At 34.9% G+C, this 22,101-nt stretch carries 19 protein-coding genes and 2 pseudogenes; 5 read left to right on the top strand and 16 right to left on the bottom strand.

The window, feature by feature from the left end; translation table 11 throughout:
* Window positions 1–16: 16 nt before the first annotated feature.
* The 12 genes from ftsA to mraZ all read right to left on the bottom strand — a co-directional run bounded on the left by ftsA (window position 17) and on the right by mraZ (window position 13,816).
* Window positions 17–1,384, bottom strand: a complete 1,368-nt coding sequence (gene ftsA, locus D1003_RS02470; RefSeq protein WP_052911311.1) for a cell division protein FtsA — start codon at window positions 1,382–1,384, stop codon at window positions 17–19.
* A 22-nt stretch (window positions 1,385–1,406) separates the two neighbouring features.
* A complete protein-coding gene (locus D1003_RS02465) occupies window positions 1,407–2,096 on the bottom strand; it encodes a cell division protein FtsQ/DivIB (RefSeq protein WP_153935597.1) in 690 nt (229 codons plus the stop codon).
* A gap of 81 nt (window positions 2,097–2,177) precedes the next feature.
* Window positions 2,178–3,536 (bottom strand): UDP-N-acetylmuramate--L-alanine ligase, encoded by a 1,359-nt coding sequence (gene murC, locus D1003_RS02460; RefSeq protein ID WP_153935596.1) that lies wholly within the window; start codon window positions 3,534–3,536, stop codon window positions 2,178–2,180.
* Window positions 3,537–3,538: 2 nt separating this feature from the next.
* Complete coding sequence (gene murG, locus D1003_RS02455; protein WP_153935595.1) at window positions 3,539–4,666, bottom strand: undecaprenyldiphospho-muramoylpentapeptide beta-N-acetylglucosaminyltransferase; 1,128 nt, start codon at window positions 4,664–4,666, stop codon at window positions 3,539–3,541.
* A gap of 26 nt (window positions 4,667–4,692) precedes the next feature.
* On the bottom strand, window positions 4,693–5,934 hold the full coding sequence (locus tag D1003_RS02450; protein ID WP_153935594.1) for an FtsW/RodA/SpoVE family cell cycle protein: 1,242 nt from the start codon (window positions 5,932–5,934) through the stop codon (window positions 4,693–4,695).
* A gap of 6 nt (window positions 5,935–5,940) precedes the next feature.
* The gene (murD, locus tag D1003_RS02445; protein ID WP_153935593.1) at window positions 5,941–7,266 is read right to left on the bottom strand and encodes a UDP-N-acetylmuramoyl-L-alanine--D-glutamate ligase; all 1,326 of its coding nucleotides are present in this window, start codon (window positions 7,264–7,266) and stop codon (window positions 5,941–5,943) included.
* A 27-nt stretch (window positions 7,267–7,293) separates the two neighbouring features.
* Window positions 7,294–8,535 carry a phospho-N-acetylmuramoyl-pentapeptide-transferase gene (gene mraY, locus D1003_RS02440; protein ID WP_153935592.1) on the bottom strand — a complete coding sequence of 414 codons (1,242 nt, stop codon included), beginning with the start codon at window positions 8,533–8,535 and terminating at the stop codon, window positions 7,294–7,296.
* 33 nt (window positions 8,536–8,568) lie between these two features.
* Window positions 8,569–10,029 carry a UDP-N-acetylmuramoyl-L-alanyl-D-glutamate--2,6-diaminopimelate ligase gene (locus D1003_RS02435; RefSeq protein WP_153935591.1) on the bottom strand — a complete coding sequence of 487 codons (1,461 nt, stop codon included), beginning with the start codon at window positions 10,027–10,029 and terminating at the stop codon, window positions 8,569–8,571.
* A gap of 13 nt (window positions 10,030–10,042) precedes the next feature.
* Window positions 10,043–12,034 (bottom strand): penicillin-binding protein, encoded by a 1,992-nt coding sequence (locus D1003_RS02430; protein ID WP_153935590.1) that lies wholly within the window; start codon window positions 12,032–12,034, stop codon window positions 10,043–10,045.
* Entirely contained in the window at window positions 12,024–12,380 is a 357-nt protein-coding gene (locus D1003_RS02425; protein WP_153935589.1) for an FtsL-like putative cell division protein, read from the bottom strand. Before D1003_RS02425 ends, D1003_RS02430 begins: the two co-directional genes overlap by 11 nt.
* Before the next feature lie 22 nt (window positions 12,381–12,402).
* Window positions 12,403–13,296, bottom strand: coding sequence for a 16S rRNA (cytosine(1402)-N(4))-methyltransferase RsmH (gene rsmH / locus D1003_RS02420; RefSeq protein ID WP_153935588.1), 894 nt, complete (start codon window positions 13,294–13,296; stop codon window positions 12,403–12,405).
* A 19-nt stretch (window positions 13,297–13,315) separates the two neighbouring features.
* Window positions 13,316–13,816, bottom strand: a complete 501-nt coding sequence (gene mraZ, locus D1003_RS02415) for a division/cell wall cluster transcriptional repressor MraZ (protein WP_311709686.1) — start codon at window positions 13,814–13,816, stop codon at window positions 13,316–13,318.
* Window positions 13,817–14,033: 217 nt separating this feature from the next.
* Here mraZ and D1003_RS02410 point away from each other — a divergent pair, with 217 nt between their 5' ends.
* The 3 genes from D1003_RS02410 to D1003_RS02400 all read left to right on the top strand — a co-directional run bounded on the left by D1003_RS02410 (window position 14,034) and on the right by D1003_RS02400 (window position 15,951).
* The gene (locus D1003_RS02410; protein ID WP_153935587.1) at window positions 14,034–14,798 is read left to right on the top strand and encodes an alpha/beta fold hydrolase; all 765 of its coding nucleotides are present in this window, start codon (window positions 14,034–14,036) and stop codon (window positions 14,796–14,798) included.
* A 66-nt stretch (window positions 14,799–14,864) separates the two neighbouring features.
* The gene (gene yihA, locus D1003_RS02405) at window positions 14,865–15,491 is read left to right on the top strand and encodes a ribosome biogenesis GTP-binding protein YihA/YsxC (RefSeq protein WP_153935586.1); all 627 of its coding nucleotides are present in this window, start codon (window positions 14,865–14,867) and stop codon (window positions 15,489–15,491) included.
* A complete protein-coding gene (locus tag D1003_RS02400) occupies window positions 15,484–15,951 on the top strand; it encodes a GNAT family N-acetyltransferase (RefSeq protein ID WP_153935585.1) in 468 nt (155 codons plus the stop codon). The genes yihA and D1003_RS02400 overlap by 8 nt, the downstream gene beginning before the upstream one ends.
* An 8-nt stretch (window positions 15,952–15,959) precedes the next feature.
* On the opposite strand, the gene msrA is transcribed toward D1003_RS02400, so the two are convergent.
* Complete coding sequence (gene msrA, locus D1003_RS02395; protein WP_153935584.1) at window positions 15,960–16,589, bottom strand: peptide-methionine (S)-S-oxide reductase MsrA; 630 nt, start codon at window positions 16,587–16,589, stop codon at window positions 15,960–15,962.
* A gap of 196 nt (window positions 16,590–16,785) precedes the next feature.
* Here msrA and lon point away from each other — a divergent pair, with 196 nt between their 5' ends.
* Both lon and D1003_RS02380 read left to right on the top strand, forming a co-directional pair.
* On the top strand, window positions 16,786–19,176 hold the full coding sequence (gene lon, locus D1003_RS02390) for an endopeptidase La (protein WP_153935583.1): 2,391 nt from the start codon (window positions 16,786–16,788) through the stop codon (window positions 19,174–19,176).
* Between the two features lie 645 nt (window positions 19,177–19,821).
* A pseudogene (locus D1003_RS02380) lies at window positions 19,822–19,968 on the top strand (rhomboid family intramembrane serine protease); the annotation flags it as partial.
* A gap of 3 nt (window positions 19,969–19,971) precedes the next feature.
* Here D1003_RS02380 and D1003_RS02375 read toward each other — a convergent pair.
* From D1003_RS02375 to D1003_RS02365, 3 genes and pseudogenes are all read right to left on the bottom strand, one after another.
* Window positions 19,972–20,457 (bottom strand): YdeI/OmpD-associated family protein, encoded by a 486-nt coding sequence (locus tag D1003_RS02375; protein ID WP_153935582.1) that lies wholly within the window; start codon window positions 20,455–20,457, stop codon window positions 19,972–19,974.
* A pseudogene (locus D1003_RS02370) lies at window positions 20,444–20,572 on the bottom strand (DNA alkylation repair protein); the annotation flags it as partial. The gene D1003_RS02375 and the pseudogene D1003_RS02370, both read right to left, overlap by 14 nt.
* Before the next feature lie 600 nt (window positions 20,573–21,172).
* Window positions 21,173–21,901 (bottom strand): siderophore-interacting protein, encoded by a 729-nt coding sequence (locus D1003_RS02365; RefSeq protein ID WP_153935581.1) that lies wholly within the window; start codon window positions 21,899–21,901, stop codon window positions 21,173–21,175.
* Between the last annotated feature and the right edge of the window lie 200 nt (window positions 21,902–22,101).

Genomic DNA, 22,101 nt, shown 5'->3' with positions numbered 1-22,101 from the left:
TGACTAAATTACTTAATTATTCCGATTCCTCAAAGAATTTTTTTATCTTTTCTAAGATGTTTTGCCCTATAGTAGGCTTTTTAGAGGCATTTTGCTGAATCACAGTCTCATTATGAGTTGGTTTATCGCTGTCTAAAATTTTATCTTCTTGGTTGGTTTCATCAGAAACTGTTTGGCTAGAAACAGATACTTCTTCCTGAACTAAAGAATTAGTTTTTTTATCTCTAATAGACAAACTTTCCATTAAAAGCCCTATAGATGTTGCAAATTCAGGGCTTTTTAAATGCTGATTTTTATCGTTCGAAATATATTCATTAGCGTAACCTATACGGCTATCAAACCCTGTGATATAATTTGCGAGTTGTCTTAGATGCTTTAGGTTAGAACCACCACCTGTAAGCACAATCCCTGCAATGAGTTTTCTTTTTTTCTCGTGTGCTCCATAGGCTTTAAGTTCGGTGTTTACCATCTCCAAAATTTCTTCCACTCTGGCATGAATAATTTTAGCCAATGTTTTTAGAGAAATTTCTTTTTCAGTTCTTCCATGAAGCCCAGGAATGGTAACAAAAGTACTCTCCTTCTCCAATTCTGGAACAGCAGACCCAAAACGAACTTTAAGTTGCTCCGCGTGTTTTTCTATAATAGAACAGCCATCTTTAATATCTTCTGTAATAATACCTCCTCCGTAAGGGATAACACAAGTATGACGGATAATATTATCCTTAAATATTGCAATATCAGTAGTACCACCACCTATATCTACAATAGCTACTCCAGCCTCTTTTTCTTCCTTAGTCAAAACTGCTTCGGACGATGCCAATGGCTCCAAAGTAAGCGACTCCATCTCTAGCCCTGCTTCTTTAACGCATCTGCTGATATTTTTAATGCTACTCATCTGCCCTACTACCACATGGAAATTAGCTTCAAGACGTTTCCCGTGCATTCCTATTGGCTCCTGGATTTCGCCCTCCGAGTCTACCTTATATTCTTGTGGAAGTACATGGATAATCTCTTCGCCAGGAAGCATCACCAATTTCTTAACTTGATTTTTAAGCTCTTCTATATCCTCCTCTGTGATGTATTGGTCTGGATTTTCTCGCATAATATAATCCGAGTGTTGCAAAGAACGGATATGTTTACCTGCAATCCCCACCGTTACCTTAGTAATAGGTACGCCTGCACTTTTTTGAGCCTCGCTAACAGCTGTTTTAATGGAATTGATGGTTTGGGCAATATTGTTTACAATCCCTTTATGTACACCTAAACTAGGAGCCACCCCTACTCCCATAACCTCTATCTTACCGTACTGATTACGACGACCAACGATAGCAACAATCTTGGTGGTCCCAATGTCTAATCCTACTGAATACTCTTGGCTTTCCATTTATCTTGATTTGAATTTGATTTTATTTGTTCTTTTCTTCTTCTTTATCTGTTTCTTCTTTGTAACCTTTACTAAGTGTAGTTACAATCTGATTATCATATTTCAATGATATTTTGGTATATTTATCAGATGGTTGATAAACCAAATATTTTTCTACAAACGCTTTGAAACCTTTTACTTTGAAATCTATATTTTCCAAACTTCCTAGTTCTACTCTGTAGTTTTCTTCATTGGCAATAAGATAATAATTTTCTCTCTCTTTTACAACACCAATGAAAAACTTTTTACTAAAGTCGTCTTGATTTATCTTTTTTACCAATTCTATCAATTGAGGATATTCCTCTGGTTGCACATTACCACTTATGAGCATACACGATGCTGAATAGTTACGATTGATAGGAAATTCCACCCCTTTCTCATCTACATAAAACTCTTTCTTCCCTTTACTTAGCCTAAACACAGGCACTCTTTGCATAATATCTATATGCAATATACCATCAAGACTAAGATAAACATTGGCACTATCTACTGCAGAATATTCTGCAATTTTTCTTTCTAATTTTGGGATATCAATATCCCCAACTCTATTGGTAGTATTGGCTTTTTTAACAATGCTTTCTATTTCTTTCTCATCAATAAAATAGACTGGCTTCTCTCCTTGAATAATATTAACAGCCACTTTATCCATAGAGGCATTATTAAATCTTTTCATTGAAAAGTTTAACAAAAATCCCAGTAGGATAATCGTAACAGCTATTTTTAATATTCTGTATTTGTTCTTCATTTTAAAGTTCTATGCTTCCTTTAACCAGCTTACAATACCATCATAAAGCGTGTCTATATCTCCTGCACCTACTGTAAGTAAAATGTCAAAGTTTTTATTTTTAATTTTACCAAAAGCCTCCGACAAACTAGAAACCTCTTTATCTGCCAGTGTTACTTTTTCTAGCAACCAATCTGAACTAATGCCCTCAAAATCCTTCTGCAATTCTCTCGCAGGATAAATATCTAAAAGCATCAACTCGTCTCCTTGCGATAAACTTTTAGCAAAATCATCTGCAAAATCTCGCGTTCTACTGAACAAGTGCGGCTGGAATACTACCAAAAGTTTTTTATCTGGATAGAATGTTCGTATAGAGCCAATTACCGCATTAAGCTCCGTAGGATGATGAGCATAATCGTCTATATAAATCTTTCCGTTAGGGAAAATATGCTTGGTATATCTCCTTTTAATGCCTTTAAATTTAGCCAAAGCCTCTTTTAAATCTTCTAAAGAAACACCTATTTTATGTAAAACAGCCAGTGCTGCCGTGGCATTTTCCACATTATGAATGCCCGGTATTTCCCAACTAAAGCGTTGAGTTTCTCCATCTGGAGTATAGAAATTAAACGATATAAAATCTCCCTCCAGCCTCAACTCGTCTGAATAATAGTCTGCCTTTTCGTTTACAGCATAGGTAGTCGCATTTCTATCCAAGTTTATACCTTTTCGTACAAAAAGCTGACGCTCTTCCGATACCAAATAGGCAAAATCTCTAAAGCCTTTTTCTATGGTAGTTTTATCCCCATAAATATCTAAATGGTCTGCATCTGTAGAAGTTATAATTGCCCAATCTGGAGCTAAATTAAGAAAACTTCTATCGTACTCGTCGGCTTCCACTACGGAATAATCTTTCCCATTAAATATAAAATTAGACCCAAAGTTTTCGGCAATACCTCCTAAAAAACCAGAAAATGGTAAATTAACTTCCTTACAAAGATGGGCTACCAAGCTAGAAGTAGTAGTTTTACCGTGAGTTCCAGCAACAGCAATGCACTCGGTTTCGCTAGTAATAAGTCCTAAAACCTTCGCTCTTTTAAGTATCGTAAAACCTTTTTCTTGGAAAAAATCTAAAATACCTAGTTGTTTAATTGCAGGCGTATAAATCACTAAAGTGTCTTCGGGTTTAAAGGCTTTTATTTGCTCATCAATACTATCTTCAAAACTGATTTTTATCCCTTCCGAAATAAGTGCCGAAGTTAGTTTAGTAGAAGTTTTATCATAGCCTAAAACCGTTTTTCCAATGGAATGGAAATATCTCGCCAAAGCAGACATTCCTATCCCTCCAATGCCTATGAAATAAAAATTTTGATATGTACTAATATTTTGCATTTCTATTTAAAAACTTTAATTATTTCATCTACAATTTCCTCTGTAGCCTTTGGTTTTGCGAAATAAGATAGGTTTTGCCCCATTTCCTTTCGTAAATTTTCGTTACCACAAATTTCTGAAAGCGTATTCCAAAAACGCTCTTTCATCTCCACATCTTTTACCATTCTTGCTGCATTTTTCTCAACTAAAACCATTGCATTTTTGGTCTGGTGATCCTCTGCTGCGAAGGGAAGAGGCACTAATAAAATAGGCTTCTTAACTACCGCCAACTCCGAAATAGCAATCGCACCTGCTCTGGACACAATCACATCTGCCGCAGAATAAGCTAATGCCATATCTGTGATAAATTCCTTTAGTTGGATTGTATCTTCTTCTAAATTAACCTTATCTTTAATCGTTTGATATTCTGTTTTTCCTGTTTGCAAAATCAGTTGCCAACCTTCCTTTTTAATCCTTTCCAAATTTTCTAACCAGCCATTATTAAGTGTTCTAGACCCCAACGAACCTCCTACGGAAAGAATACTCAATTTATTAGGGTCTAATCCTAACTTTTCTTTAGCCGTAGCAGTATCTGTAAGCCCCTCCATTAAAGATTGTCTAATAGGATTTCCCGAAAAAATCGTCTGGGTTTTTGGAAAAAAATGAGCCATATCAGGATACGCCGTAAAAACAGCTTTAGCTTTCTTTCCTAAGAAAAGATTTGTCTTCCCAGGTAGAGAGTTTTGCTCCTGAACAAAAGTAGGCACACCCAAACGAGAAGCCATATATAAAGCTGGACCACTGGCAAATCCGCCTGTACCTATTGCCACATGAGGTTTAAAATCTTTTATTATGCGATTGGCTTTCCTAACACTAGAAACAATTTTGAAAGGCAGTTTAAAATTCGCTAAAAGACTGCTCCTATTAAATCCTGAAATGTTAAGTCCTTCTATTCTAAACCCAGCTTGAGGCACTTTCTCCATCTCCATCTTATTCTCTGCCCCAATGAACAAAAATTCCGCTTTAGGAAATCGTCTTTGTATCTCTTGAGCAATGGCTATCGCAGGGAAAATATGTCCCCCTGTACCACCACCACTCATTAAAACTCGAGGTGCAAAATCTTGATTGATATGATATATATTTTCTGACATTTTATTCTTTAATATTAAATTAGCTTTTAGGCAATATCATTTATTTCCTCGATGTTTTGTTTTTTACCAATGCCTTCTTCATCATAAATTTGTATCCTAGAGCTAATATTGAGTATTAAACCTAATTGAGCGTAAGTTACTAACATAGAAGTACCTCCGTAGCTTATCAATGGTAAAGGTTGTCCCGTTACAGGAATGAGATTAAGTGCCACCATAATATTAGCACTGAGCTGAATGAAAATCATAATTCCTAAAGAAATAACCAATAGAGAACCGAAAAAAGCCCTAGTTCTACTCGCTATAATTAGTATTCTTATAATGATAATAAAATACATACCCAATAAGCCAACTGCGCCTATTACACCATATTCTTCCACAATAATGGCAAAAATAAAGTCCGATGCCGACTGCGGCAACCTCTGTTTAAGAGCACTTTTGCCTGGTCCTTTACCTGTAATACCTCCATGTACTATAGCTGCCTTAGCGTGCATCACTTGATAATTTTTAGCCTTTACTGCATCTCTTTCGGCACTATCTAATTGTGCGTCTTTTGAGGAGGAGAAAGATTCTACCCTACTTATCCAAGTATGAACACGGTTGTTAGGCATTAAATTAGTGTTCAATGCTACCAAAATAAAAATAATAGAAGCTAAGCCCGACAAAGAGACAAATCCTGCAATATACTTCCACGGGAATTGCCCTATTACAAGTACAATTAGAGAGGTAGCTAAAATCATAAGTGCTGTGGAACCGTTATCTTTGGCTACTAAAATAAATACCAATAGTATTGGTCCAAAAACATACATAATGTTTTCTATGGGAAGCCTTTGTCTTTGAATATTTTTGGTTAAATAACGGCATAGATAGATAACTAACATCAAAGCTGCCAACGCCGACGGCTGAAATGAAATTGCCGTACCTGGTATTTTAAGCCATCTAGAAGCACTAGCCCCATCTATGGTTTGCCCTGTAAAAATGGTAACTCCTAAAAGAATCACAGAAAGTACAAGAAGTATGGAGCTCAACTTCCCTATAAATTCATATTTTATAGCTCCGATGACTCTCATCAAAAACAATCCCAAAGCAATAAACATCACATGCTTGATAAGGTGGCTAGTGGTTGTCCCTGTATTTACAATGTATTCTAAATTAGAACTCGCCGAATAAACAGGAAGTATAGAGAATACAGAAATTAGAATTACTGTAATCCACAGCACTCTGTCTCCTTTTAGATATTCTATTTTTTTATTTACTTCTGTATGCTCCATTGTTTATTATTTTAGAACCTCAGCTTTAAACTTTTCACCTCTATCTTCGTAGTTTTCAAATAAATCAAAACTTGCACAGCACGGCGAAAGGAGTACAGCATCTCCCGCTTCTGCTATGGATTTTGAAATTTTAATAGCTTCTTCCATACTAGAAGTATTATAGATAAACTCTTTTTTATCTCTAAAGAAATCTATAATCTTTTGGTTATCTATACCTAAGCAAACAATTGCTTTTACTTTCTTCTTAACTAATTCTTCTATTTCGGTGTAATCATTGCCTTTATCCACTCCTCCTACAATCCAAACGGTAGGCTGTGTCATACTTTCTAAAGCGTAATAAGTAGCGTTTACATTAGTAGCTTTACTATCATTGATAAATTTAACTCCGTTAAGATTAGCTATTTCTTGTAACCTATGATCCACAGCTTGGAAGGTCATCAATGAATTTCTAATACTTTCATTGCTAATATTAAGTATTTTACCCGCTATAGACGCTGCTAAGCTATTAGCCACATTATGATTTCCGATAAGAGCTAAGTCTCTAATTTTCATAGTAAACTCATCTTTAAGTTTTACCACAATGCTTTCATCGTCCATATATCCGCCCTCTGCTAGAGTTTCTTTTATGGAGAATGGCACTTTTTTAACCTTTAAATCTAACTCCTGAAGAATTTTTTGACTCATCTCATCATCTTTATTATAGATGAAGAAATTATCATATTCTTGATTTTCAGTAATTCGGAATTTAGCTAAAGCGTACTCCTCATAATTATAATTATATTGGTCTAAATGGTCTTGACTCAAATTAAGAAGCAACGAAATGTATGGTCTAAAATTCTGAATATCATCTAATTGAAAACTACTGATTTCCAAAACATAATAATCAAAAGATTCATCGACTACTTGTTTAGCAAAACTCTTCCCTATATTACCTCCCAAACCTACATTCATCCCATTATCTTTAAGGATATGATAGATGAGAGAAGTAGTAGTAGTTTTACCATTACTGCCTGTAATTGCCACAATTTTAGCATTAGTAAATTCCGATGCAAATTCTATTTCGGAAGACAGTCTTATCCCTTTCTGATTGATTTTAAATACAATATCTGCCTTTTTAGGAATACCTGGGCTTTTAACCACCCAATCGGCATTTAAAATTCGTTCTTCATCGTGCTGACCTTCTTCAAATTCTATATTATTCTCTATCAGTTGTTTTTTATACTCTTCTTTTATACTTCCTCTATCGGATACAAAAACCTCCATACCTTTCTTTTTAGCAAGGTAGGCTGCCCCAAAACCACTTTCTCCAGCTCCTAAAACTACTATTTTCATATTCCTTAATGTTTTTATTGAAAATACTTATCTGATTTTAAGTGTAATTAAACATATAATTGCTAAAACTACCCCTATGATTATCATTCTATTAACAATCTTACTTTCGTGGTAACCACTCTTCTGATAATGATGATGAAGAGGAGACATTTTAAACAATCGGTTATTTTGAGCATATTCTAATCCATATTTTTTCTTTCTGTATTTGAACACTGCTACCTGAAGCATTACCGATAAGTTTTCAATTAAAAAGATTCCACATAGCACAGGTATCAATAATTCTTTTCTTAGAATAATGGATAAAACTGCAATAACTCCTCCTAGCATTAAACTCCCTGTATCTCCCATAAACACTTGGGCAGGATAGGTATTGTACCAAAAGAAACCAATAACCGCCCCCACCATAGCTACCGCAAAAATGGTAGTTTCTCCCATATTAGGCAAGAACATAATATTGAGATAATCTGCAAAGATGATATTCCCCGAAACATACGCAAAGAAAGCCAATGTGAGTAAGATAACGGCACTCGTACCTGCAGCTAAACCGTCTATACCATCGGTAATATTAGCCCCATTGGAAACAGCCGTAACAATAAATATCGCCATCGGAATGAAAACTACCCAAGCCAATTCTTCTGCTTCTTGCTCGTCCATCCAAAAGAGAATACCACTATAATCAAACTCATTATTTTTAATCATCGGTACGGTAGAAATCACTTTTTTTTCTTCCTTCATAAAGTTTTGCTCTACATTGTTGCGATTAATCTCTTTTGCATCTGCATATTTTCTTTTAACGGTAATATCAGAATTAAAAAACATTGTAACACCAACAATCAGCCCTAAACCAACTTGACCTATGACTTTAAATTTACCACTTAAACCGTCTTTATTCTTCTTTATTTTTTTAAGATAATCATCTATAAAGCCTATCGCTCCCATCCAAAGCACAGATACAATGAGTAGAATAATATAGATATTCGTAATCTTAGTAAACAATAATACAGGTATTAAGGTAGCTATAATGATGATAAGACCTCCCATAGTAGGGGTACCTTCTTTTTGTTTTTGCCCATCTAATCCTAAATCTCGCACCAACTCTCCCATCTGTTTTCTACGGAGAAAATTGATGATTTTTTTACCATAAACCAACGCAATAATAAGCGACAATAGAACCGCCATAGCAGCCCTAAAAGAAATATACCTCAACAGGTTAAGACCTGGTATATGTATGCCGTTAGCCGTAAGATATTCGTATAAGTAGTATAACATATTTGTATTTCTTATTTTTAAATTATTGTTTTTCTATTTACTCATCATTTTACACAATTCTAATATTACCTCCTTATCATCAAAGTGATGTTTTACCCCATTAACTTCCTGATAAGTTTCGTGACCTTTCCCCGCCACGAGTATAATATCTTTTGGCTCTGCAAATTTTATAGCCATTTTAATAGCTTCTCTTCTATCTGGGACTACCGTATATTTACTAAAACATTGTGGCTCCACGCCCGCCTCTATCTCTTGGATAATGGCATTAGGGTCTTCTGTTCTAGGATTGTCCGATGTAATAATTGCTAAAGTAGATTTCTGTGTAGCTATTTTACCCATTTCAGGGCGTTTACTTTGGTCTCTATCACCACCGCAACCAAACACACTAATCAACCTTTCGTTTTTAGTTCGTATTTCGTTGATGGAGTCCAGAATATTCTCTAAAGCATCTGGCGTGTGTGCATAATCTACTACAAAAAAGATTCCGCCTTCTGACTTTATCGTTTCAAACCTGCCATTAACTCTTTTCAGCTGAGAAATTGCCGTAAGTATTTCCACCTCATCAAACCCTAGCTCTCTAGCTATACCGAACACTAAAAGTAAATTATAAACATTAAACTTCCCTGTTAGGCTCGTCCAAACTTCTTTACCATTAAAATTAAGCAGCATTCCGTTAAAATCCACTTCTAATAATCGACCATGATAATCGCTCAAGGTTTTTAACGCATAGGTTTTCTTTTTAGCCTTGGTATTTTGGAGCATTACCAATCCGTTTTTATCATCTAGATTAGTAATTGCCACCGCCGAATCTGGCAAATTATCTAAAAATGATTTTTTGGTATTAAGGTATTCCAAAAAGGTTTTATGGTAATCTAAATGGTCGTGGGTAATATTGGTAAAACCTGCCACTTTAAAATGTAAACCTTCCGTTCTATTTTGATGAATACCGTGAGAAGAAACTTCCATAAAGGCATACTCACAACCTTGTGCCACTGCTTTTGCTAATAGTTCGTTAAGTTTAACCACGTCTGGTGTAGTGTGCGTAGATGGGAAAACCTCATCATCAATCCTATACTCCACCGTAGAAATAAGTGCAGACGGATAACCTAAATTTTTAAATACATCGAAAAGTAAGGTAGATACAGATGTTTTACCATTAGTCCCAGTAACACCTACCAGATTAAGCTTTTCAGAAGGATTACCATAAAAGTTAGATGCTAATTGCCCCAATGTTTTAGACGAATTTTTCACTTTAACATAAGTGATTGTTTCATCTAAAATTTCAGGTAAATCTTCCAATACAATAACATTAACTCCTTTTTCTATTGCAGAACTAATGAACTGGTGTCCATCTGAAACACTTCCTTTGATAGCTACATAAAGGCTTTTTGCTTCTGCCTTTCTACTATCAAAAATAATAGAGTTTACCTCAATGTCTAATGCACCGATGGTTTCTAAAACTGGTATATTATGTAATAACTCTCTGAGTAACATATTTTATCAATTTTTATTTTTGTAGTGTAAGGTAAATTTTTTGGTCTTTCTTTATGATAGTTCCTTCTTTAGGAAACTGTTCTAAGACTTTACCTACACCTTTATAATCTACACGATAACCCAAATTCTCCAACTGTGGAATAACTTCTCTACCTGCCATACCTACTAATGCAGGCATCTGCCGACGGTTTATTGCTATCTTTACCTTAGGAGCAGTCATCTTGTTTAAGTTCACTTTTTTATCCTGAAGCATTTCTTTTTCTACATTCAGAGGCGTTTTTAAGAAGGTTTTCCCTGCTATCTCTTTAAATACAGGAGCCGCCACTGTACCTCCATAAAACCCAATAGAAGTATCGGGCTGATTAACCATAACAATACAAGTATATTTTGGATTATCCGAAGGATAAAATCCTGCAAAAGATGCCTGATATTTCATTGGACCAGCTTTCCAGTATTCAAATCTTGCCGTGCCTGTTTTTCCTGCCATTTTAAGATTAGGTGTGAAGATACTCTTCGCTGTCCCCTTTTCCACTGCTTTGGTAAGAGCGTCTGTCATCATTTTTATAGCTTTATCTGATGCCATCTTATTTACCATTACCTCTGGTTTGGCCTCGTATGTCGTTTTGCCGTCTTTCATTATTTTATCTATAAAAAGAGGCTTTACCATTTTACCATTATTAGCAATACCATTATAAAATGTAGCTAACTGCAACAATGTAAAGCTGGACGAATAACCGTAAGACAAAGATGCTAGAGTAGCCTTGTTCCACCTCTTATCCTCTGGAGTAACTATCTTTGGTTTTGTAATACCAGGGAGTTCTATATCCATCTTATCAAACATCTTCCATCTTCTAAGATGATTAAGGAATACCTCTGGTTTATCCGCATAATATTTGGTGATGAGTTTGGCAGTACCTACGTTACTTGATTTTGCCAAAACATCACTAATCTCATAAGTTCCTCCACTATGTCCATCAGAAATCTTTTGTTTAGCATAAGTCCATACTCCATCACCTACATTTACGGTTGTATTTTCATCTATAAAACCATCGTCCATCGCCGCCAAAAGAGAAACCACCTTAAAAGTAGAGCCTGGTTCCGTAGCATTTTTTATGGCATAATTGTATGAATCTACATAAACTCCATTTTCTTTTTTCCTAAGATTTACCATAGCTCTTACCTTTCCCGTCTGGGTTTCCATAACGATAACCGTACCGTGGTCTGCATTAAAACTTATTAGCTGCTTTTCTAATGCAGAATGAGCAATATCTTGTATCCTTAAATCAAGAGTGGTATAGACATCTTGCCCATCAACAGGTTCTTTAGCTTTCCAATGGTCAATAGGTTTCCACTGGGTTGAATTAACTCTTTGCTCCAGTCTTGAACCGTCTTTACCCGACAGATATTCACTAAACGCTCCCTCAAGTCCAGATTTATAGGCTTCGTTATCCATACCTATAGTCCCTGAACCTATTTTTGCGGTAGCCATTTCTCTCTTGTATTTTCTATCAACAATAAAGCCACCTCTATTTTTACCTTTATTAAAGATAGGGAACTTTCTTATACGGTCGTACTCATCAAAATCTAAATCCCGCTTAAGAGAATAATACTGATTGCCTTTTTTCCGCTGAACATCAAAATTTTCTCTGAAGTAATGCTTAGGTTTCCCAAACATTTTACTTAAAGAATCGGTAAGCGCTCCTATATTCTTACTATATAAAGTATCTTTTATAGTCTTAAAATCTATATAAACATCATACCTCATAACTGTAGTGGCAAGTATAGAACCATCTGAGGCATACAAGTTGCCTCTCACTGCTTTTAGCGTTGCCTCTCTATAGTTTTTATTGATATAATCTTCTTCTATCTCCTGAACATTAGTATTTTGCAATAAGAAAATACGAATAATGAAAGTAATAAACAAAAAGAAAGCAGCACCTCCAAAAAGGTACCCCCACATCAATGTCTTGGTTCTTTTTCTATCAAATTCGTTCTTAGTTTGCATTAGTAGAATCTAATTTTATAATCAATTTATGAGGGTGATTCTCTAGCGGAACCAAAGAATCCTTCAGTACTTCTTTTCCCAATTCACTCTCTAGTTTTATTTTGATTAGTTTACTTTGTGCGTATGCATTTCTAGATTTATATTCTTCCGTTTGCTCTTTCAAAGTATTGATTTGCTTTATTTTTTTGCTCGCTAAATGGTTGGTATAGATAATCCCTGCCATCATCACGGCTAATAATATAAAGTATTTGTAATGAGCTTGTATCTCATCACGATTTAAGAAATTACCTTTAACAATATCGCTAAAGGTTAGTTTCTTTTTTTTATATGTTTGTTTTTTAGCCATCTCTAACTTTCAAAAAAAACATTTACACCTTAATACCTACCCTCATTTTAGCACTTCTCGCTCGAGAGTTAGCCTCAATTTCTTCTTCCGTAGGAACAAATGCTTTGGATTGCAACAACTCAAATGCTTTGGTATAGTTCCCATAAATATCTCTTTCTGGCTCACCATCAAACATTCCATTCTTCAAGAAACGTTTTACCAGCCTATCTTCTAAAGAATGATAAGATATTACCACCAATCTTCCTCCAGGTTTTAGAATTCTATAAGCTTGTTCTAACATTTCCTTCAAAGCCTCCAATTCTTGATTAACCTCAATTCTTATCGCTTGAAATAACTGTGCGAAAAATTTATTCTGCTTATGTGGAGGAATATATTTAAAAACACTTTTTAAATCTTCCGTTGTCTTAATCGGTTTTGATTTTCTGTAATGAACCAACTCTCTCGCCAATTTCCTTGCTTCTCTTAACTCCCCATAGTGATAAAATATATCAGCCAAATGCTCTTCTTCATACTCATTAACCACCTTTTGAGCATTCAAACCTTGCATTACATTCATTCTCATATCTAACGGCGCATCACTCCTTGTAGAAAAACCTCTTTCCGCTGCATCAAACTGATGAGAAGACACTCCCAAGTCAGCCAATATCCCATCTACTTGGGTAACCCCATAAAGCATAAGAGAGTTTTCTAAAAACCTAAAATTCTGATTGATAATTGTAAAACGCTCATCATCTAATTTATTTTCCAAAGCATCTAAGTCTTGGTCAAAGCCAAAATGCCTTCCAGCAGAAGACAATCTAGAAACAATTTCCCTAGAATGTCCACCACCTCCAAAAGTACAATCTACATAAACCCCATCTGCATTTAGCACAAGAGCATCTACACTTTCTTTTAATAAAACTGACTGATGATACATCTTTTTAATTTACTATAATTTACAAACCTTCCCAATCACTCCCCATTACTTCCTCCGCCAAACTAGCAAAGTCCTCTTCTTTCATTACTATATTTTCTTCATAGGATTTTTTATCCCATATTTCAAAAAAATCTCCTACACCAGAAATTACGATTTCTTTTTCCATACCAGCAAAGTCTTTTAAATCTTTAGGTATCTGAACTCTATCCGATTTATCCACCTCTACCGCCTTTACTCCCGCAGTGAAAACTCGTATGAAATCTACATTTTTCTTTACAAACCTATTCAGTTTATTTAGCCGCTCCATTAGAGCCTCCCAAGTACTTACAGGATAAACTTCCAAACATTTCTGAAACACCGCTCTCTTTATCACAAAATCTTTTCCGTGAGCTTCTGACAAAAGTTTAGCTAACGCCGAGGGCAGCTTTATTCTGCCCTTATCATCTATCTTACACTCATATGTTTCAAAGAAATAATTCATCGGATACAAAAATAGATAATATTTTCTAAAAATTTCCACTTTTTTCCACTTTTTAACTCATTGTGGATAAGTTTTATCCAATCCAATAAAGCAGCCTAATTATCTGATTATCTAAGTGTAACGAAATATTTAACTCCCCTCCATCAAAACTGCAATTACACAAGGTTTTCTAAGTATAATAAAAATAAAACATTATGATTTTTATATCGTTTGTTTAATCATTAATTCGTATTTTTGCAAGGTTTAGTAGTGTTTTATGATTTTTAAAACTAAAAAAGAAAAGAAATTCAATTTTATTGAAGAGGGAGAGGGTCACCCTCTGGTACTCCTGCACGGGCTTATGGGAGGGCTGAGCAATTTTGATGATATGATAAAATTCTTTTCTGAAGAAGGATATAAAGTCTATGTACCAGAATTGCCCATATACGACCTTCCTATTCTAAATACTAATTTAACTGCTATTTCTAAGTTCGTCGCAAAATTTATAAAAGAAGATATTAAAAAGCCGGTTACTGTCGTAGGTAATTCTATGGGAGGGCACATAGGTCTTATCCTGACATTAGCCAAACCTGAACTTGTTAAAAACCTAGTTCTTACAGGTAGTTCAGGATTATATGAAAAATCTTTTGGAGATAGTTTCCCTAGAAAAGGCGATAAAGAATATATCAGAAAAAAAACACAGGAAGTTTTTTATGACCCTGCCGTAGCTACAGACCAACTAGTAGATGAAGTATTCTCTGTGGTTAATGATAGAATGAAAGGCATCAAAACCGTAATGCTAGCTAGAAGTGCCATAAAACACAATATGGTAAAAGACCTTCCTAAAATTACTTGTCCTACCTGCATTATTTGGGGTAAACAAGACAGTGTAACTCCGCCAGAGGTAGCAGTTGATATGCACAAATATATCCCCAATTCAGATTTATATTGGATAGATAAATGTGGACACGCAGCTATGATGGAAAAACCACAAGAGTTCAACGAAATTCTCCTCTCTTGGCTCAAGAAGGTTAATAAATAAGAACTAGAAAATAGAGGAAGCCTAAATGCTTCCTTTTTTATTATTTAAAATTTAATACTAATAAAAATGATTTCTATAAAAAGTGCCGAGTTTGTTAAAAGTAGCCAAAAGTGGCAAGAATGCCCCGAAGCTAATCTTCCAGAATATGCATTTATAGGGCGTTCTAATGTGGGCAAATCCTCGTTAATCAATGCCATTACAGGAAATAAAAATTTAGCTAAAACCTCCCAAACTCCTGGAAAAACCCAACTCATCAATCATTTCATTATCAACGAAGAGTGGTATTTAACTGACCTCCCTGGTTATGGTTATGCCAAAGTTTCTAAGACCCAAAGAAAAGATTTTGAAAAACTAATCACCAATTATATCCTCAATCGAAAAAATTTGGTAAACCTTTTCATTCTTGTAGATATAAGACATACGCCTCAAAAAATAGATTTGGAATTTATTGAATGGTGTGGAGAAAGTGGCATTCCGTTTTCTATTGTTTTCACAAAAGAAGACAAACTAAAGCCTAATGCCGCTAAAAGAAATGTAGAAGACTATACCAAAAAACTATTAGAAAATTGGGAAGAAGCTCCACAAATGTATATTACTTCCGCCGAAAAGAAAACAGGCACAGAAGCTATTTTAGAATACATAGAACAAACCAACCTATTTTTACAACAGAATAAAGTTAACTTTAATGAATAGCATCAACTATACAGATTTAACTTGGCATATTAAAGCCTTCAACGAACTTTCCGTTTCGGAACTTTATAAAATTATGGTTGCTAGGCAAGAAGTATTTATTATAGAACAAAATGTAAAATACCAAGACGCTGATAACACAGACCAAAAAGCCTTTCATATATGGGCAGAGAATAGCAAAGGGCAACTATTGGCTTACTGTAGAATCTTCCCTGAAGGTGTAAAATACAACGAAACCTCAATAGGAAGAGTACTCACTACCTCTCTTGGAAGGGGAAAAGGCATAGGAAGACAACTCGTATCTTACGCCATAGAAGCCATAGAGAATATATATAAAACTTCCCGAATCAGAATATCTGCCCAAGACTATCTTTTGAAATTCTATTCAGAATACGGTTTTTCTGATACTGACAAAAAGTATTTAGAAGATAATTTACCACACACAGAAATGGTTCGACAGTAATTTTAATATTACTTCAACCAACCTAAAGCTCCAAAATAAGCTTTAAATTTAGCGACTTTTGGTCCCACCACCGCACTACAATAAGGCTGAGTGGGATTATCTTTATAATACCCTTGATGGTAACTCTCCGCCTTCCAAAACTTTTTAAAAGGAGCAAGCTCTGTAACATAAGTACCACTCCATTTTCCTGTTGCTTCAGATGTTTTTATAGCCTGTTCCGCTTTTTGTTTTTCCTCTTCCGAACGATAGAAAATAACTGAACGATATTGTGTTCCTATATCTTCTCCTTGTCGGTTGAGTTGAGTTGGGTCGTGTAGAAAAAAGAACACCTCCATCAGCTGTTCAAAAGAGATTTCATTGGGTCTGTAAGCTATCTGTACCACCTCCGCATGTCCTGTTTCTCCTGTACACACCTCTTCATAAGTTGGATTTTCTTTATGACCTCCTGAGTAGCCAGACTCTACCGTTTCCACTCCTTTTAGCATATTGAAACAACTTTCCACACACCAAAAACAACCACCTCCTATGGTTAAGTATTCTATATTTTCCATATTCTCATTTTTATTTAAAGAAACTTGGTTATTTTTACAATTAACCAAACTTATAAAACTCACCAAAAGTATTAAAAAATTCTTCATCAAAACAAGTTTTCATTTTGTTAATAGCCAATTTCTATCTTAAAAACCTACACCTAAAATTGGCATAGGAATTGGGACTATAAAGCACTGCTTTAATTCTACTTATTTAAAAGTAAAATAAAGACAAAAGTAACGATTATAAAAACAAAAAAGCGACAGTTTGTCACTTTTAACATTTATTTGAAGCCATAAAGATATGATTGATATTGAAGAACTTTCTCTAGACGGACTTTTAAATGAAAATTTCAGTTTCGTAACTGAAGAAATTAAAGAAAAGGCAGAAAATACAGAGCAAAACTTATTTCCTATCCTTCCTGTAAGAGATATGGTGATGTTTCCTAAAATTATTATGCCTATTACTGCAGGGAGAGAGAAATCTATAAAATTACTACAAGATGCACAGCTTAATAACGAAGTTATAGGCATCATTTCTCAAAAAAATGCTAAAGAGCAAAACCCTACAGAGAAAGATTTATACAAAGTAGGGACTACTGCCAAAATACTTAAAATCATTAAACTTCCTGATGGTAATATCACCGCAATTATGCGAGGTGTCGGAAGGTTTAAACTAAATAAACTCGTAGAAAAAGAGCCTTTCTTAAAAGCTGAAATAGAAAAACTAAACGAAACTTCTACCAAAAGCAAAGAAGAGTACGAAGCTCTTATAGAAAACATTAAAGAATTAGCTCTTAAAATTATAGAGCTAGACCCACAAATTCCTAACTCGGCAAGGTTTGCAATTACAAATATTGAATCTCAAGAAGAACTCCTCAATTACATCTGTGCTAATGCAAAATTTACCGCTGAGGAAAAACAAAAATTATTAGAAACCAAGAGCTTTTTAGTTCGTGCAAAAAAATGTTACGAACTGATGCACGATGAGTTTAATAAATTAGAACTCCGCAGCATTATCCATCAAAAAACCACAAGGGAGATGGATAAAAACCAAAGAGAATATTTTCTGAATCAACAAATAAAAGCCATACAAGAAGAGCTTGGCGGAGGTCCAGAAAACGATGCCGCAGAACTCCAAGAGAAAGCAAAAAAAATAAAGTGGAGTGAGGAGATAGAACAACATTTCCAAAAAGAAATACATCGCCTTAACAGACAAAACCCTCATTCTCCAGACTACAATGTACAAAGGAACTATCTTGATTTTTTCACAGATTTACCTTGGGAACACTACTCCAAAGATATATTTGATTTGAATAGAGCCGAAAATGTACTCAACTCCGAACATTTCGGTATGGAAGATGTTAAAAAACGGATTCTAGAATACATTGCCGTTCTCAAGTTAAAAAACAATATGAAATCGCCTATCCTTTGCCTTGTAGGACCTCCAGGCGTGGGGAAAACCTCATTAGGAAAATCCGTTGCAGATGCTTTAGGAAGAAAATACATCAGAATTTCTTTAGGAGGACTACACGACGAAAGCGAAATTAGAGGACACCGAAAAACCTACATCGGTGCTATGGCAGGACGCGTACTCCAATCCATCAAAAAAGCAGGGACTTCCAACCCCGTTATCGTATTAGACGAAATAGACAAAATAGGTCAAGGCATACACGGAGACCCTTCCTCTGCCTTGCTAGAAGTTCTAGACCCAGAACAAAACAAAACTTTCTATGATAACTTTCTAGAAATAGGGTACGATTTGTCTAAAGTAATGTTTATTGCAACCGCCAATAGCCTAAGTACCATTCAAAGACCACTATTGGATAGAATGGAGGTCATTCAGCTCTCAGGCTATACCGTAGAAGAAAAAGTACAAATTGCAAAAAAACACTTAATAAAAAAGCAAATTGCAGAGAACGGATTAAAAAACACCCAACTAAAACTAGGAGTTAAAGAAATCACTCATATCATAGAATCTCACACTAGAGAAAGCGGCGTGAGAAATCTAGAGAAAAAAATAGCCAAAATAGCACGATGGATTGCCCTGCAAATTACAATGGAAAAAGAGTATAATCCTAAAATAAACATTGCTACCATTGACGAAATATTAGGCGTTCCTATCAAAAAAAATCTATCCGAAATGCTCGATGTTCCTGGTGTAGTTACAGGTCTAGCGTGGACGAGCGTAGGGGGTGATATTCTTTTCATTGAAAGTATTTTATCCGAAGGAAAAGGAAATCTCACTATGACGGGTAATCTAGGAAATGTAATGAAAGAATCTGCCACCATTGCACTAGAATACATCAAAGCAAAGCACCAAAGCCTAGGAATAGAACAAGAAACTCTATCCAAAAACAATATACACCTGCACATTCCCGAAGGGGCTACACCAAAAGACGGTCCTTCAGCAGGTATAGCTATGCTAACCTCAATGGTTTCTAGCTTCAGAAATAAAAAAGTACGACCTCATATCGCTATGACGGGCGAAATTACTCTAAGAGGTAAAGTGCTCCCAGTAGGAGGTATTAAAGAAAAGCTATTAGCCGCATCTAGGTCAGGCATCAAAGAAGTTATCTTATGCGAAGATAATAGGAAGGACTACGAAGAGATAAAAGATAAGTCTTTAAATAGCCTAAAAATTCATTATGTAAACACAATGGAAGAAGTCATCAATCTTGCCTTAGAAAGTTGAAATTAGGGGTAAATCTATCTTATTTAAACATAAAAACTCGCTCCATTATTCTGTGGAGTGAGTTTTTTTTGGCGTGTCCCTTTCCAATTCTAAAGCCCTAGCAAGGGTCGGTCTACGGGCAGTCGCTATCTTACAAAGCCCATACCTATCCCTTACACCTTTGTAAGATGAGCTCCAACAATGCCCTTCGCCCTCACGCAACGGCATTCATAATACAAATTTCAATCACTTAGTTCCAACTCTTTTAAACTTTCAGAAAACACTGCGAGAAGTTATCCTATCTCTCGCACCGTTTTAATCAAAACGGTGCAAGGAGTTTTATAATCCTACGCCGATGTGTTGCTTTACCCTACAACCCTCCGTTGTCTTAGGCTACGCCGATGTGGCGTCTGATAAGACAACACACCTCCTTCCTAAACACTCCAAACAAAAAAGCCTCTAGCAATACTGCTAGAGGCTTTTCAAAAATAAAAACTGGCGGCGACCTACTCTCCCACTTTCGTAGTACCATCGGCGCTGGTGGGCTTAACTTCTGTGTTTAGAATGCTCCGATTAAGGCACTTATAAAACGATAAGTCCTCTAGAACTTAAAAATATAATATCCCACGATTCCATAAGTTCCTTATTTTATTGCTCATAGTTTTAATCTCTTCATATCCCAATTATTACAGCGAAAGAGATGACAAACTTTGGCAAACCTACAAAGAAGAACACCCCGAAGATTTTGAGGAACTCCCAAAACTGAAGGAACCTGATATATGGGAAGAACTTAATAGATTGCGTAGGCAGTAATAACTATTTATTTTTGGTTTCCTCTAAAATAATGGAAGGTAGTTGTTGCTTTCTTCTTTCTCTAGTTTCTTCTTTTTTGGCAGAGGTAATCCATAACATTAGTTCTTTTTTTCGGGTGTACGATAGCTTGTTATAAGCTAACCCTACTTCAGGATAAGCATTAAATATAGTTAATACGTCCTCGGGTACAACCACCACTCGTTCCTCCAAATCTTGCTCAAGGCTTACCTCTACAGTGTCTCCAAAGGTTTTATTTAATGAAGTCCTCACTTCTTTAGTTAAAATTAAAAAATGGTAGGATTTGCCCATTTTAGCAAGGCTTCCTCGGTATGGCACTTTATTGTCAAATAGCACTTTTACCTTTACTTGTCCTTTTTTACCAAAAAGTTCTTCGGTGGAAAAAGGGAAAACCACATAACCAGCATTGTCTGTTCCGTGTTGGATAATTTCTGCAGTGAAGTTAATAGTTTTCATATTAAATTTTTCCATTTAGAAAATCTTGTCTTAGAGGTTCATCTAGTTTTTCTATGGCGTATCTTAGTGTGGTTCTAGGCATAGCAGTATAATGCTGTTTGAGGAACTCTAATAATACATCTTCGTTTTTTATCATAATATTTAAATAAGAAAGCATCATTAGTAATGAGATGCTTTCTGGTCTGTTACTTCTCTCATATCCATCCTTATAAGTGATAAGGATTTTGTATTATACTCTACTTAATGTTCGTCTTATTTTTCAATATTATATTATGCTTACAACTATATAGATAGATACAATTGCATTACCTATCAAATTTAAAATACTTATATTCTCAAAATCTGTTATAATTCAATAAAAATTGTAAGTAACAAAAAAAACAGAAACTATAATAAGAGAACACAATATATATTTTTTCATTTAAATAAAATCTCTTTTTATTATGTGAACGAATTCTTATAAATATTATACATAATCCGTTGTGTATTATAATTATTTAAGTTAAAGTTAAAAAAAAATACAATAAACAACCTATAGTGCAAGTTACAACTTGCTTTACAAGTTTTACAAAAAATATCAGAAAAATCAACTTTTGACTTATCAAAGAGGAAACACCTATTATGATACGATGTAATTATGCTAAATCACTCGATAGGTTTAAAACACGGATACTTGCCAAAATAACTTCCTTTTTAAAATACACAACCGATTTAAATAATATATCTAAATTTACAAACCTTGTTTTCCTTCCACCCAATATGGCTCAGTTTGTATTTGTGTTTTTTGGTTAATCCCTAGTTTGGTTAAAGTATTTCGTAAGTTGGCAATAGATTTTGCATTTCCAGTCAAATAAAAAGCAATATTTTCTTTATTTCCTTGATAATTATTTAAAAATTCTTTCGTTTTTTCAATAGCATATTGAGCCTTGTTGATAGTAGATTTTTTGCAAGTTTCTATTTCAAAATCCAATTCATCAGCGATATTCAAATTTTTATCGTCCAGTTCAGCCAAACAATAGTAGCTCTCTGGTATTTCACGAGTAAGGCATTCCATTAAACCCAAAGAAGTTTCATCTCCAAAGATAAAATGAAAATCCACATCGGTACGAAGTGTGTTTTTACCTCCTGGCCCAATCAGTTTATAATTATCCCCAACTTTCAATTGCTCCACCCACTTACTACCAACTCCCTGGTTGTGAACATAAAATAACACCTCGCAAACCCCTTTTTCTTGATTAAAATACGAAGGTGTATAATGCCGAAATTGGGTATCGCTTACCCGAAATTCAATGATATTTCCTGCGGTAAAATGTTTTTTAATTTTAGACAAATCTCCTTCAAATCGTACTTTTTTAAAGGTTTTCGTCAACATTTCGGTATACGTTACTTGTACTGGATGATAACTTCCACTAAAAAGTGCTTCAAAGGCATCTGCCATCCATTTCGGTGTCTTAGGCATAATTTTATTTTTTTTAATTATTCTAAATAACAAATGTAATTAAAATTTTTAAAATATGATTTTTCTGATAAAATTGTTTCTACCTTATTCTTGGCGTGAACAAGATGCTTGTATTAGAAGAGATAATTAAGGAGAATGCCATCATGTAAAATAATACCGAATATTTTCTATACTAATGATTATCCATAGCCTTTACAATA

The organism is Riemerella anatipestifer (assembly GCF_009663465.1).
In the GTDB taxonomy this organism is placed as follows: domain Bacteria; phylum Bacteroidota; class Bacteroidia; order Flavobacteriales; family Weeksellaceae; genus Riemerella; species Riemerella anatipestifer_C.
This window is presented reverse-complemented; position numbering and strand designations above follow the sequence as displayed.